This window comes from Streptomyces sp. NPDC045695, assembly GCF_056432025.1.
The window spans coordinates 201,705-213,950 of sequence record NZ_JBWKJU010000003.1; the positions used below are offsets into that span (position 1 = coordinate 201,705).

Consider the following 12,246-nt stretch of genomic DNA (forward strand, 5'->3'; position numbering starts at 1 on the left):
GTCTCCTACGTTCAGCGGCGTGCGTCTGTCTGAGCGAAGAGCACGCCGAGGAAATGACCCTGACTTTCGCCCGTGAACCTGAATTCCAGGCTGCGGGCACCACCGGACAGGGCGGGACTCAGGTCGAAGACGTCCGCGTCATATCCGAGATTGTTCACATGTTCGGGCTGTCGCACGAACGACTGATTTCCGAATTCCGTGATCGTGGAATTCATAACATCATTAAAAGGATTTTCTCCGTCGCTGAGGCTCACCCGGCGACCACTGTCGGCCGTCACGGTGAGTGAGTCACCGAGAGTGCCCCGGTCCCCGTCGTACGCGACCACCCCGACCCGGCCCGCGGACCCGGCCGGCGCGTCCAGGCCCTCGATCCGGACCGTTCCGTCACCGCCCCGGGCGGCGAGCCCCTCGAAGCCGTCCCACAGCGAGATCCGGCGCACCGGCTCCTGCGGGTGCTCGTAGGCGACGACCAGCGTCCAGCCGCCCCAGGCGCCCACGTCCGAGTGCCCCATGGCGATGTTGAGCTGGGCGACCGTCCACATCCCGGCGCCGCCCTTGCGCACCAGCGGGGTCACGTCGGCGGACGCCTGGTAGGCGTCGCTGCCCGCGTCCGTGCGGTGGCCCATGACCGTGTCGGCCAGGACCTCCTTGTACGAGCCGCCCGGCTCGGCGACCAGCACCCTCCCGTTGTCCTCCGGCGGCTTCTGCTCACCCACCCGCAGGTTCCCGCCCCAGTACAGGCGGGCGTACGAGACCTTCGCGCCCTGCGGGACCTTGAGCTCGGCGCGGGTGGAGTTGTAGGTGTCCGGATCCTTGTCGACGTCGCTGTAGAACATCTCGAAGTCGCTGTTGACCCCCGCCGCGCCCTTCTTGACCTCGGCGCACGGCTCGGCCTGCGGGGACTCCTCCCGGCGGCAGCTGATGCCGGAGTTGGAGGCCCGTACCAGCCCGCCGTGCTGCACGGCCTGGTAACGCTGGGTGAAGGGAACCCGGGGCAGCTCCTTGGGCTCGGGAGCCGCCGCCCACGCCGCGGGGGCATGGGCGGAAAGCGTGAGGCAGGACAGCAGACCGAGCGTGCCGAGGATTCTTCGGGAGGAACCCATGACCCTGTCTCCATTTTCGATCAAGGGAACAAAACAGGAGTGAACTTTGTCAGAAATCGGGCTGGAAATCACGTCGGACTCGCTCGTACGGCCTTTTGGGCGATGGCACGCACCCTGCCAACGGGCGGGTCGTTATGACGTGCACCATTGTTCGACCGAATGGAAATGCGGAGTGTCCGGCACACCGGCGTGAACGCCTGAGCGTCAACCAGACGCCCGAAACGCCTGCATCCGGGTGAATCCACGCAACCCGAGGCGGGGTGGCGCCGTTGATCCAGGCGCTCCGGTACCAGGCAATCCTGCAAAAAAGGGACACCAATGATCAAGAAGATGATGGCCTCGGCCGCAGTTGCCGCCTCGGTCGTGGGCATGGGCGCCGCCATGGCCCCGCAGGCGATGGCCATCGGGAACGACAACGGCATCAACACCGTCAACGGCAACAACGCCGCGCAGATCTACGGCAACCAGGCCACCTACGGCAACATGAGCCCGCAGATGGCGCTGATCCAGGGCTCCTTCAACAAGCCCTGCATCGCCCTCCCCGCGAAGGCCAACGTCCAGTCCGTCCTGGCCCTGGTCAACGTCGGCGTCCAGGACATCCCGGTCCTGTCCAGCCCGCAGAACCAGCAGTGCACCGAGAACTCCACCCAGGCCAAGGGTGACGAGGCCCTGTCGCACATCCTCAGCAACATCCCGATCCTCTCCGGCAACGTGTCCAGCGGCAGCTGACCGAAGCGCTGCCCGCGAGGCCGCCGCACCTTCGGGTCGCGGCGGCCTCGCCGCATTGGGGCGCGCTTCCCCGGCACCGCGGAAAAAGCGTCGAGAAACCCCGCCCCGAATTCGACCGCTGATTCGGCCCGCGCTGGGATGAATTGCCGGATCACCGCCGAAAAAGTGGCGGTTTCTTTTATCCGGACCACTCGTTGTTCATCGTGCAGTGGATACGCCTCTGCATGAAGGGAATAAAAAGAAATGATGCACAAGAAGGCAGTGGCGCTGACCGCCGGGGTTCTGATGGCGGCCGGCGCTGCCACCCCCGCCCTCGCGGACTCCGTGGCCGCGGGCACCGCCGTGGGCTCCCCGGGCGTCCTCTCCGGAAACGTGGTCCAGGTGCCCCTCCACATCCCGATCAACCTCTGCGGCAACACCGTGAACGTGATCGCGGCACTGAACCCGGCGTTCGGCAACATCTGCGTCAACCACTGACGAAGCGGTTGCGCCCCCACGGGCGAACCTCCTCGGGGTGGCCTCGGAGTGCACGGCGGTGCACTCCGGGGCCACCTCCGATTCGACACCGGCGGGAGCGCCGGTAGACAGGGAAGGATCCATGCGACAGGTACTGAGCCGACAGGTTCTGGGCAAGGGCATGCTCACGGCTGCGGCCGCGTCGAGTCTGCTGTCGATCGCGGCCGGCGCGGCCTACGCGCACCCCGGAGCGAGCGCCGAGGCCTCGCACTCACCGGGTGTGCTGGCCGGTAACAGCGTCTCGGTACCGGTCACCCTCGCCCCGAACGTCTGTGGCAACAGCGTGGACGGCGGTGCGGCGCTCAACCCCGCGATGGGCAACACGTGTGTCACCACGACCGGCGCCCACGGCGGCGACGACCACGCGTACGAGCGCTACCTCAGCCCCGAGAACGCCGAGGCCTTCAAGCGCTACCTCGACGAGCACGAGGAGCGCCGGGAGCAGCAGGAGCCGCAGGAGCACCCGGGGCCGCGGCACGCGGTGCCCGAGCAGCGCCACGGGTCGCCGGGCCTCGAAGAACAGCGGCAGGAGGAGCCCCGGCGCGACGGACCTCGGCACGCCAAGCCGCGCGTCGAGGAGGAGCGCCACGAGGGCGGCTACGGCGGCCCCGGCGGGGAGGAGCGCCCGGAGGAGGAGTGCGACGACCACCCCGGCTCCGCGCCGCCCCCGCCGGAGCACCACGCCCCGCCCGCGCCCGACCGGCCGCACCCGATGCCGCAGCCGGTGGAGGAGCACCCCGCCCCGCTGCCCGCTCCGGCGCCCTGGCCCCAGGCTCCGGTCCACGAGGCACCCGCACCCGAGGCTCCGGTCGAGGAGGCGCCCGCCCCGCTCCCCGCCCCGGTCGAAGAGGCGCCCGCGCCCCGGCCCCCGCACGGGAGCCAGCCCGTGGAGCACCCGGCCCCGGCGCCCGAGGTCGTACGTCCGGGAGACCAGCCGCCGGCCGGCCCGGCCGGTGACGTCCCCGTCCACCTGCCCCCGGCGCCGGCCCCGGCCCCGTCCGCGGCGCCTGCGCCGGTGCCCGCCCCGGCGCCCGCTCCGGCGCACGTGACCGCACCCGTGCTGGCCGAGACCGGAGCGGGCCAGTCCGCGGCCGCGGCGGCCCTCGCCACCGCCCTGATCCTGGGCGGCGCCATTTTGTACCGGCGGTCGCGTATCGCCTGACCGGCAATACCGGTAATCAGAAGAAATGTCGGCCGGAGAATCCCTCGTCGGATTCTCCGGCCGCTGTCATGCCCCCGATCCTCACCGTCCACGCGTCCGCGTTTCCGTAGCGGCGGGGAATCGTTACCCAGGGCGAAAGTGGCGCGACGGTCGCCACTGGAAAAGGATTTCGATAATGAAGCTCACGAAGGTCGCCGCTGTCGTCGTCGGCTCCGTCGCCGCCCTCGGCGCCTCCTCCTCCGCCTTCGCGGCCGAGCCCCAGGCGGCGATGCCGCCCATGAGCCTGACCGGCGGGGTGACGGAGACGCTGAACGCCGTCGCACCCGTCACCGAGTCGCTCCCCCAGACCGTCGGCAACGGGCTGGCCGAGCAGGGCGAGACCGTCAACAAGGTCGTGGGCACGGCCCAGAAGGTCAACAAGATCCGCAACGACGTGCCCGGCACGGTGCTCGGCCTCGCGAACGGCGCCACCCAGGCGTCCCCGATGCTCGGCGGCGTGAAGCTCAACGGCGGCCAGGGCTGAGACCGCCCCCGCTGATCACGCACCGCACACGACTGTGGGCGCCACCGGCGAGGCCGGGGCGCCCACAGTTGGGTTGTGCGGTCGACGTCAGTCGTTGACGCAGACGTTGCCGAACGCGGGGTTCAGCAGACCGACGATGTTCACGGAGTTACCGCAGACGTTGATCGGGATGTGCACCGGGACCTGGAGCAGGTTGCCGGAGAGGACGCCGGGGGAACCCACGGCCGCGCCCTCGGCCGACGCGTCGGCGGCGGCGGAGCCGGCGGCACCGGCCGCAGCGATACCAGCGGTGGCCAGGACCAGGGCTGCCTTCTTGGCAGAGTTCATGGGAAGTGCACCTTCTGTTCGACGTTCTGCCCCGAATCCGGGGCTCACACCGAGCAGAACGGTTCAGCCTCCCACGACGACACGGGTACCCGCGAGATGAGACCTATTCGGACCAATCCGCGTCACCCCGTGGCGTGTTCCGCCCGCCCCGAGCTCTTGGGGACGTCCGGGATCTCCGGGATCTCCGGGATCTCCGGGATCTCGGGGATCTCGGGCACGGCGTCCGCCGGCGGCACGAGGGGGGTCGCGGGAAGCTCCGGGGTCGCGGGAAGCTCCGGGACCACCCCGTCGACCGGCGGGAGTTCCACCGGGGGCAGCTTGGGGATGAGATCGGAGAGGTCCGGCAGGCCGGGCAGCTCCGGGAGTTTCGGCAGCTCGATCGGTGGCAGCGTCACCCCGTCGGGCAGCAGGCCGCCCACGGTCGCGAGGAGGCCCTCGAGCGTTTTGCTGAGGCCCGCGAGGAGGTCGTCGATCGGGCCGGCGGCCGCGGCGCGCTTCTCGATCTTGTCGACCTGACGCTGGACGGACGCCACTCGATCGTTGACGGCGCCGGCACCCTCACCGTCCGCGGCGACCGCGGGGGCGGCCGCGCCGGACAGTATGACGACGGCGAGGGCCGACGGGACGAGGAGGCGGGCGCGGGACGGCTTCGTGCGGTGCATGGAGATTTCCTTTTGGGTGGGGAAACGCGAACTGGTGGGGACACGCGAACGGACCCGAACGATCCGCTTCCTCACCCACCGTGCGAACACCTCACACGGACCGCAACCGGACGTGAGCGGCTGGGGGCTGCGTACGGGCTTCGCGCACGCGTCCGGAGGCCGCTCACCCGGGCCGGGGAAAACCTCGCCGCGCACACGCCGTTTGAGTGAAGCACCGGAACCAACCCGTGCCGGGGCAGTTGACCAGGGCGCTCCATCAGCGGGCACTCGTGCGACAAAAGGATCAAGATGTTCAAGAAGTTCATGACCGCCGCCGCGGTTTCCGCCGTTGCGGTCGGCGCGGGCGCCGCTGCCGCGGCCCCGGCGATGGCCATCGGCAACGACAACGGCGTCAACACCGTCAACGGCAATGGTTCCCAGCAGATCTACGGCAACCAGAAGACCCACGGCGACATGAGCCCGCAGCTGAGCCTGGTCCAGGGCAGCCTGAACAAGCCCTGCATCGCCCTGCCGGCGAAGGTCAACGCCCAGTCGCTGGTCGCGGCGCTCAACATCGGCGTCCAGGACATCAACATCCTGTCCAACCCGCAGAACCAGCAGTGCACCGAGAACTCCACCCAGGCCAAGGGCGACGAGCCGCTCTCCCACATCCTGGACAACATCCCGGTCCTCTCGGGCAACCTCTCGGCCGGCAGCTGATCTCCTCCCCGGCGTCGAACGCCGTGGTGATGTGACGAGGGCCCCGGCAGCGTCCAGCTGCCGGGGCCCTCGTGTGCGCGGCCGGCCGTCAGGCGGTCCAGAAGTCCCACCACCGGGTGAGGACGAGCATGGCGATCACCCCGATGTGCAGGGCGGGCGGGGCCCAACCGAACTCGGTGAAGAAGCCCCGCAGCGGGCCGGGGGCGGGGAGCGCGCCCGTACGGACGTTGTGCGCGGTGACCGCCCAGAACATCAGCAGGGTCGCCACCCAGGCCAGGCAGCACCACAGGCAGAGCGCGTTGATCTCGTAGAGCGACTGGACCATCAGCCAGGCGCAGAAGCCGGTGCCGAACAGCGTGCCCGCGTTCAGACCCAGCCAGAACCAGCCGCGGTAGCGGGCACCGGCCAGGACGCCCGCGCCGACGCAGACGACGACGGCGTACGCGACCAGCCCGAGCATGGGGTTGGGGAAGCCGAAGACCGCCGCCTGGTCGCTCTTCATGACGCTGCCGCAGGAGACGACCGGGTTGAGGCTGCAGGCGGGCTTGAAGTTCGGGTCCTCCAGCAGGAGGAACTTGTCGAGGGTGATCACCCAGGAGGCCAGGAGCCCGGCCGCCCCGGTGAGAACCAGGAGCCAGGCCAACCTCCGTGGTACGGGGGCCGGTTCGCCCTCGTGTCGACTGCCGGGCCGTCCCTGTTGCCGCGGGACGCCCACTGTATTCGTTGCCATGTGGCCCATAGTCCCGCGCTCCACCACAGAGCGGGCCGAACCATGCGCATCCGTACGCAAGTTGACCTGAAGGGGTGGCGGGAACCTCCGATGCTTCCCGGACGTTTTACCGAACCCCGGACGTGATGTCAGATCCAGGGGTTACGTTGAGCTTCCGCTAAGTGACAAGCTGCGACGGCCTGGAGACCCACCTTGAGCGATCCGTACGAGACAACCGAGGCGCACCTCGACCGACTCCTCGGCCGCGCCCTCAACTCCTACGACCTGCCGGACAGGCTGGTCGAGCGCCTCGGTACGGCGCTCGCCCACAGCTCGTCGCTCTATACGACCCACCACAGTCCGGCGACGGGGATCTGGCGGGAGACCCACCGGCACACCTATCTGCTGACCGACGGCGGTTCGGTCTCGCTGTGGGAGCTGGCGTACCGGCTGGAGGGCGACCGGACGGTCCGGCACGAGGTCTTCGTGAGCAAGGCGGAGACCTGCCTGGCGGTGTCCCGGCTCTTCGGTGAGGCCACCGCGGGCGGGGCCGCCGATCCGGTGCTGCTGCCGGGCGAGGAGGAGCCGGAGAACGACATGACGGCGCTGAGCGTGCTGTTCGCGGGCTCGGCGCCGGTGCAGCGGCACCGGGACTACGCGGTGGAGCAGTCCGCCGACCACGCCCGGCGCGTGCTGCGCCGCGCGGAGAACGCGGACCGGCCCGGCGAGCCGGTGGCGACGCGGCTGCGGTCGGCCTACGCGCACCGGATCACGCAGGCGTTCGGCGGGCGGCAGTGCCTGTCCGACGGGCGGGACGCCGGTTTCAGCCTGTACGAGCACGCCTTCGTGCTGCTGGACGGCAGCGAGCTCAGCCTGTGGGAGGTCGAGCACACGGTGACCCCCGACGGACGGCACATGTGCGAGGTGTACGAGAGCGAGTGCGCCGCGCGCGAGGCCATGGAGCTGCGCGCCCGGGTGCGGTGACGCCCCGGGCCGCGCTCAGAACGCAGAGAACGGACATGCCCGGCCGTGGAGGGCGGGCATGTCCGTCAGCTGGGGCGCCGGGAGGGTCCTAGGCCGGGACCTTTTCGGCGGCGGGCTCGGCCGATCCGGCGTGCTCGGAGCCGCCCTCGCGCTGCTCCATGGGGATCGCCTTGCGCGGCAGCATGAACATCACCGCGAAGATCACGACCAGGACGGCCACGACCCACCACAGCGCGCCGCGGAACGCCTCGACGTACGGCGGGCCGAAGACCAGGTCGTCGTCGATCAGCCCGAAGAAGACCACGGAGGTCAGGGCGAGACCCAGCGCGTTGCCCATCTGGCCGGTGGTGTTGATCAGGCCGGACGCGGAGCCCGCGTGCTCGCGCGGCACCTCCGACAGCGTGGTGTCGTTGAGCGGGGCCACGATCAGGCCCATGCCGACGCCCATGACGATGAGCGGGGCCGCCATCTGCCAGGAGGCGATCTCCATGCCGTAGTGCTGCGACTCCCAGATGTAGAGGAGCAGGCCCGTGGCCATGGTGAGGGCACCGGCCTGGAGCACCTTGCGGCCGAAGCGCGGTACGAGCTTTTGGACCGACAGGCCCGCGGCGACCGAGACGGCGATCGAGAAGGGGATGCCGGTGGAGCCGGCCCGCAGGGCGCTCCAGCCGAGACCCATCTGCATGTACAGCGTCCAGACCAGGAAGAAGATGCCGGTCGCGATGCCGAAGGTGAGCTGGACGGCGATGCCGCCGGCGAAGCTCTTGACCTTGAAGAGGGAGAGCTCGACGAGCGGGGAACCGTCCTTCTTGATCTTGTACTGCTCGTAGGCGAGGAACGCGGCGAAGACGAACGGCGACAGGCCCATGCAGACGAAGCCCCACAGCGGCCAGTCGTTCTCGCGGCCCTGGGTGAGCGGGAAGATCAGCATGACCAGGGCGAGGGTCGCCAGGACGACGCCCACGAGGTCCAGGCGCAGGGCCTTGGGGGCCTTGGACTCGGTGATGAACTTCCGGCCGAGGATCACGCCGGCGATGCCGACCGGCAGGTTGATCAGGAAGATCGGGCGCCATTCGAGACCGAAGAGGTTCCACTCGGTGAGCAGCGCGCCGAGCATCGGACCGGAGACCGCGCCGAGGCCGACGATGGCGCCGAACATGCCGAAGACCTTGCCGCGCTCGTGCGGGGGGAAGGTCACGTGGATGATCGCCAGGACCTGCGGGACCATCATGGCCGCCATCGCGCCCTGGAGGATGCGGGAGGCGACGAGCATGCCCGGGTTGGCGGCGATGCCGCAGAGCAGCGAGGCGGCCGTGAAGCCCGCGATGCCGACGAGGAAGAGGCGCTTGCGGCCGTAGATGTCACCGAGACGGCCGCCGGTGATCAGGCCGGCGGCGAACGCGAGGGCGTAGCCGGCGGTGATCCACTGGATCGCGCTGGTGGAGGCGTCGAGGTTCTGGCGCATGCTGGGGATGGCTATGTTGACGATCGTGACGTCGACCAGGTCCATGAAGGCGGCGGTCATCACGATGGCGAGCGCCAGCCAGCGGCGGCGGTCGGTGGGCGAGGCGGGCCCGCCGTGTACGGGCCCCTTCTCTCTTTCGGGCGATGTCATGGACGACGTCTCGGTGCTCATGAGGAGAAACCTAGACGGGATATAGGTCAGAGTGTGTCCGCTTTCGCTGGCAACCTGGATCGCATGACCGATACCCCGGCACGGCTGCTCTCCCTGCTGTCCCTCCTCCAGACCCCGCGCGAATGGCCCGGGAGCGAGCTGGCGCAGCGGCTGCGGGTGAGCCCGCGGACCATCCGGCGTGACATCGAACGACTGCGGGACCTGGGCTACCCGGTGGAGGCCACCCTGGGTGCGGAGGGCGGATACCGGCTGGTCGCGGGGGCGGCGATGCCGCCGCTGCTCCTCGACGACGAGGAGGCCGTGGCGATCGCGGTGGGACTGCGGGCCGGGGCCGGGCACGCCATCGAGGGGGTGGAGGAGGCCTCCGTACGGGCCCTCGCGAAGCTGGAGCAGGTCCTGCCCTCGCGGCTGCGGCACCGGGTGAGCGCGCTGCAGTCGGCGACGACCGCGCTGACGCGGGGGGACGGGGCGCGCGTGGACCCGCAGACGCTGACCACGATGGCGTCGGCGGTCGCGGGGCCGGAGCGGCTGCGGTTCGCGTACCGGGCGGCGGACGGGGCGCCGTCGCGGCGGCTGGTGGAGCCGTACCGGCTGGTGAGCACGGGGAGCCGGTGGTACCTGGTCGCCTACGACCTGGAGCGCGAGGACTGGCGCACCTTCCGGGTGGACCGGGTGACGGAGCCGTTCGCGACGGGGGCCAGGTTCACGCCGCGCGAGCTGCCGGTGGACGCGCAGGAGTTCGTGCGGCGGGGGCTCGACGCGCGGGGCGCGGCGAGGTACGTGGTGGAGGTCGCCTTCGCCGCGGAGGCCGAGGAGCTGCCGCAGTGGCTCCGGACGGCGGCCCTGCCGGGTGAGGGGCCGCAGACGGTGGTCCGCTTCGAGAGCGGGGACGCGCCGGAGTGGACGGCGGCGCGGCTGGCCCTGGTCGGCGTCCCGTTCACGGTGCGGGAGCCGGCCGAGCTGCATGCGGCGGCGGGGGCGCTGGGCGCGAGGCTGGCACAGGCCACGGGGCGTGCGCAGGCCTAGCCCGGAGCGCGGGGAGCCCCGGCGCCTGGGGGGGATAGGCACCGGGGCTCGTCTGGGGGCTGTGCTCAGGCCTGCTCAGGCCACCGCGTCGAAGCCCGTGTCGCGGGCCATCCGCTTGAGCTCCAGCAGGGCGTGCTTCTCGATCTGGCGGATCCGCTCGCGGGTCAGACCGTGCTGCTTGCCGACCTCCGTCAGGGTCCGCTCGCGGCCGTCCTCGATCCCGTACCGCATCTTGATGATCGACGCGGTGCGCTGGTCGAGCTTGCCGAGCAGGTCCTCCAGCTCCTCACTGCGCAGCAGGGAGAGGACGGACTGCTCCGGGGAGATCGCGGAGGTGTCCTCCAGCAGGTCGCCGAACTGCGTGTCACCCTCGTCGTCGACCGACATGTTGAGGCTGACCGGGTCGCGGGCCCAGTCCAGTACGTCGCCCACGCGCTTCTCCGTGGTGTCCAGCTCGGCGGCGATCTCGGCGTGCTCCGGGTCGCGGCCGTTCTCGCGGTTGAACTCGCGCTGGACGCGACGGATCCGGCCGAGCTCCTCGACCAGGTGGACGGGGAGGCGGATGGTGCGGGACTGGTCCGCGATGGAGCGGGTGATCGCCTGGCGGATCCACCACGTGGCGTACGTGGAGAACTTGAAGCCCTTGGCGTAGTCGAACTTCTCCACCGCGCGGACCAGGCCGGCGTTGCCCTCCTGGATCAGGTCGAGGAGGGGCAGACCGCTGCGCGGGTAGCGGCGGGCGACGGCCACGACGAGGCGGAGGTTGGAGCGGATGAAGACTTCCTTGGCGCGCTCGCCCTCGGCGGCCAGCGCCTCCAGCTCCGCGCGCGGCAGGCTGTCCCCGTCCCGCTCTATCGCACCGTCGAGGATCTGCTGGGCGTAGACCCCCGCCTCTATGATCTGGGAGAGCTCCACTTCCTTGGCGGCGTCGAGCAGCGGCGTGCGCGCGATCTCGTCGAGGTACATGCCGACCAGGTCGCGGTCTGCGATCTCTCCGCCCGCAGCGCGGGCGCTGCTCGTGGATTGACGACGGGCGACGGCGCGGGTTGCCATGCGTGCTCCCTTGCGATGAGTTCGGTCGCGGTGTGGCTCGGTGGTGCGTCCCGGGACACTCTCCCGAGTGCCCGCTTCTGAAGGAAACAACGACTGGAATCGGGACAGAATTCCCACACCGTTGTCCCTTTTTCGAGATCTTGCAGTACCCTGCCCCGCCACGAGCGGGACCTGGACCGCAGGAGCCCGAAGAAGGGCAGGTCAGACCCCCTCCGGAACAGCGCCGCCGTGGCCGCGCTCCCACCCCGCAAGACGGCCCCCGCAGCGTTCTGGTTGCCTGGGGACCGTCCTAGCCGAACTGGAGGGAGCGCTTGGACAGGCCCATCCAGAAGCCGGTGACCGGGTCGCGGCGGGATGTGAGGTCGCCGGAGGCCTCGGCCGCGCCGAGGGTGACGAAGAGCGGCGCGAAGTGTTCCGTACGAGGGTGGGCCAGGCGGCCCGAGGGGGACTTGGCCTCGAAGTCGAGCAGGGAGTCCAGGTCGCCGGAGGCGAGGGCCTCGTGGCCCCAGGCGTCGAACTCCGCCGACCAGGCGGGCACGCCCGCGTGCCGCAGCGCGGCGAGGTTGTGGGTGAAGAAGCCACTGCCGACGATCAGGACGCCCTCGTCGCGCAGCGGCGCCAGCTTGCGGCCGATGTCCATCAGGCGGCGTGGATCGAGGGTGGGCATGGAGATCTGCAGGACCGGGACGTCGGCCTGCGGGAACATCTCCACGAGGGGGACGTACGCGCCGTGGTCCAGGCCGCGGTCCGGTATGTCCTGGACCGGGGTGCCGGGGCCCTGGAGGAGCGCCCGGACCGAGGCGGCGAGCCGCGGGGCGCCGGGGGCCTCGTAGCGCACCTGGTAGTAGTGCTCGGGGAAGCCCCAGAAGTCGTAGACCAGCGGCGCCCGTTCGGTGGCGCCGAGGGCGAGCGGGGCCTCCTCCCAGTGGGCGGAGACCATCAGGATCGCCGAGGGACGGGGCAGTTCCGCGGACCAGGCGGCCAGTTCGCCGGGCCAGACCGGGTCGTCGGCGAGCGGCGGGGCCCCGTGGCTGAGGTACAGCGCCGGCATGCGGGCGCCCTGCGGGCCGGCGCCCGCGGGGGCCAGGGGTGCGGGGGCGGGGGCCTGGGTCATGGG

General features: G+C 70.6%; 14 protein-coding genes. 7 read left to right on the plus strand and 7 right to left on the minus strand.

Features of this window, described 5'->3' with window-relative positions:
* Positions 1-11: 11 nt before the first annotated feature.
* Entirely contained in the window at positions 12-1,103 is a 1,092-nt protein-coding gene (locus AC07DU_RS07245) for a DUF3344 domain-containing protein (RefSeq protein WP_479110086.1), read from the minus strand.
* Positions 1,104-1,421: 318 nt separating this feature from the next.
* On the opposite strand from AC07DU_RS07245, the gene AC07DU_RS07250 reads away from it, so the two are divergent.
* The 4 genes from AC07DU_RS07250 (at position 1,422) to AC07DU_RS07265 (ending at position 4,033) form a co-directional block, all read left to right on the plus strand.
* The gene (locus tag AC07DU_RS07250) at positions 1,422-1,832 is read left to right on the plus strand and encodes a rodlin (protein WP_453372838.1); all 411 of its coding nucleotides are present in this window, start codon (positions 1,422-1,424) and stop codon (positions 1,830-1,832) included.
* Positions 1,833-2,075: 243 nt separating this feature from the next.
* On the plus strand, positions 2,076-2,309 hold the full coding sequence (locus tag AC07DU_RS07255) for a chaplin (protein WP_479110088.1): 234 nt from the start codon (positions 2,076-2,078) through the stop codon (positions 2,307-2,309).
* A 121-nt stretch (positions 2,310-2,430) separates the two neighbouring features.
* The gene (locus tag AC07DU_RS07260; RefSeq protein ID WP_479110090.1) at positions 2,431-3,510 is read left to right on the plus strand and encodes a chaplin; all 1,080 of its coding nucleotides are present in this window, start codon (positions 2,431-2,433) and stop codon (positions 3,508-3,510) included.
* Positions 3,511-3,685: 175 nt separating this feature from the next.
* A complete protein-coding gene (locus AC07DU_RS07265) occupies positions 3,686-4,033 on the plus strand; it encodes a hypothetical protein (protein ID WP_361939154.1) in 348 nt (115 codons plus the stop codon).
* 87 nt (positions 4,034-4,120) lie between these two features.
* Here the strand turns inward: AC07DU_RS07265 and AC07DU_RS07270 are convergent, their stop codons facing one another.
* Together AC07DU_RS07270 and AC07DU_RS07275 are read right to left on the minus strand one after the other, a co-directional pair.
* Complete coding sequence (locus AC07DU_RS07270; protein WP_360891257.1) at positions 4,121-4,360, minus strand: chaplin; 240 nt, start codon at positions 4,358-4,360, stop codon at positions 4,121-4,123.
* Positions 4,361-4,482: 122 nt separating this feature from the next.
* Entirely contained in the window at positions 4,483-5,022 is a 540-nt protein-coding gene (locus tag AC07DU_RS07275) for a hypothetical protein (RefSeq protein WP_479028612.1), read from the minus strand.
* A gap of 288 nt (positions 5,023-5,310) precedes the next feature.
* Between AC07DU_RS07275 and AC07DU_RS07280 the strand changes: the two genes are divergently transcribed.
* Complete coding sequence (locus AC07DU_RS07280; RefSeq protein ID WP_479028615.1) at positions 5,311-5,721, plus strand: rodlin; 411 nt, start codon at positions 5,311-5,313, stop codon at positions 5,719-5,721.
* An 88-nt stretch (positions 5,722-5,809) separates the two neighbouring features.
* Here the strand turns inward: AC07DU_RS07280 and AC07DU_RS07285 are convergent, their stop codons facing one another.
* Positions 5,810-6,451, minus strand: coding sequence for a vitamin K epoxide reductase family protein (locus AC07DU_RS07285; RefSeq protein WP_479110092.1), 642 nt, complete (start codon positions 6,449-6,451; stop codon positions 5,810-5,812).
* Positions 6,452-6,643: 192 nt separating this feature from the next.
* On the opposite strand from AC07DU_RS07285, the gene AC07DU_RS07290 reads away from it, so the two are divergent.
* Positions 6,644-7,414: a DUF6227 family protein gene (locus AC07DU_RS07290; RefSeq protein WP_360891245.1), complete on the plus strand. Its 771-nt coding sequence runs from the start codon at positions 6,644-6,646 to the stop codon at positions 7,412-7,414.
* 88 nt (positions 7,415-7,502) lie between these two features.
* Here the strand turns inward: AC07DU_RS07290 and AC07DU_RS07295 are convergent, their stop codons facing one another.
* Positions 7,503-9,029 carry an MFS transporter gene (locus AC07DU_RS07295; RefSeq protein WP_479110429.1) on the minus strand — a complete coding sequence of 509 codons (1,527 nt, stop codon included), beginning with the start codon at positions 9,027-9,029 and terminating at the stop codon, positions 7,503-7,505.
* An 84-nt stretch (positions 9,030-9,113) separates the two neighbouring features.
* On the opposite strand from AC07DU_RS07295, the gene AC07DU_RS07300 reads away from it, so the two are divergent.
* Complete coding sequence (locus tag AC07DU_RS07300; protein ID WP_479028622.1) at positions 9,114-10,076, plus strand: helix-turn-helix transcriptional regulator; 963 nt, start codon at positions 9,114-9,116, stop codon at positions 10,074-10,076.
* Between the two features lie 75 nt (positions 10,077-10,151).
* Here the strand turns inward: AC07DU_RS07300 and AC07DU_RS07305 are convergent, their stop codons facing one another.
* Together AC07DU_RS07305 and AC07DU_RS07310 are read right to left on the minus strand one after the other, a co-directional pair.
* Positions 10,152-11,129, minus strand: coding sequence for a sigma-70 family RNA polymerase sigma factor (locus AC07DU_RS07305; protein WP_360891239.1), 978 nt, complete (start codon positions 11,127-11,129; stop codon positions 10,152-10,154).
* Between the two features lie 289 nt (positions 11,130-11,418).
* On the minus strand, positions 11,419-12,243 hold the full coding sequence (locus AC07DU_RS07310) for a dioxygenase family protein (RefSeq protein WP_479110094.1): 825 nt from the start codon (positions 12,241-12,243) through the stop codon (positions 11,419-11,421).
* Positions 12,244-12,246: the final 3 nt, after the last annotated feature.

Excerpts from the sequence above, each read along its gene's own strand:
- AC07DU_RS07260 (WP_479110090.1), top strand. The coding sequence starts at position 2,431 with ATGCGACAGGTACTGAGCCGACAGGTTCTGGGCAAGGGCATGCTCACG.
- AC07DU_RS07305 (WP_360891239.1), bottom strand. The coding sequence starts at position 11,129 with ATGGCAACCCGCGCCGTCGCCCGTCGTCAATCCACGAGCAGCGCCCGC.
- AC07DU_RS07265 (WP_361939154.1), top strand. The coding sequence starts at position 3,686 with ATGAAGCTCACGAAGGTCGCCGCTGTCGTCGTCGGCTCCGTCGCCGCC.
- AC07DU_RS07275 (WP_479028612.1), bottom strand. The coding sequence starts at position 5,022 with ATGCACCGCACGAAGCCGTCCCGCGCCCGCCTCCTCGTCCCGTCGGCC.
- AC07DU_RS07280 (WP_479028615.1), top strand. The coding sequence starts at position 5,311 with ATGTTCAAGAAGTTCATGACCGCCGCCGCGGTTTCCGCCGTTGCGGTC.
- AC07DU_RS07295 (WP_479110429.1), bottom strand. The coding sequence starts at position 9,029 with ATGACATCGCCCGAAAGAGAGAAGGGGCCCGTACACGGCGGGCCCGCC.
- AC07DU_RS07245 (WP_479110086.1), bottom strand. The coding sequence starts at position 1,103 with ATGGGTTCCTCCCGAAGAATCCTCGGCACGCTCGGTCTGCTGTCCTGC.
- AC07DU_RS07270 (WP_360891257.1), bottom strand. The coding sequence starts at position 4,360 with ATGAACTCTGCCAAGAAGGCAGCCCTGGTCCTGGCCACCGCTGGTATC.
- AC07DU_RS07310 (WP_479110094.1), bottom strand. The coding sequence starts at position 12,243 with ATGACCCAGGCCCCCGCCCCCGCACCCCTGGCCCCCGCGGGCGCCGGC.
- AC07DU_RS07255 (WP_479110088.1), top strand. The coding sequence starts at position 2,076 with ATGATGCACAAGAAGGCAGTGGCGCTGACCGCCGGGGTTCTGATGGCG.
- AC07DU_RS07300 (WP_479028622.1), top strand. The coding sequence starts at position 9,114 with ATGACCGATACCCCGGCACGGCTGCTCTCCCTGCTGTCCCTCCTCCAG.
- AC07DU_RS07285 (WP_479110092.1), bottom strand. The coding sequence starts at position 6,451 with ATGGCAACGAATACAGTGGGCGTCCCGCGGCAACAGGGACGGCCCGGC.
- AC07DU_RS07250 (WP_453372838.1), top strand. The coding sequence starts at position 1,422 with ATGATCAAGAAGATGATGGCCTCGGCCGCAGTTGCCGCCTCGGTCGTG.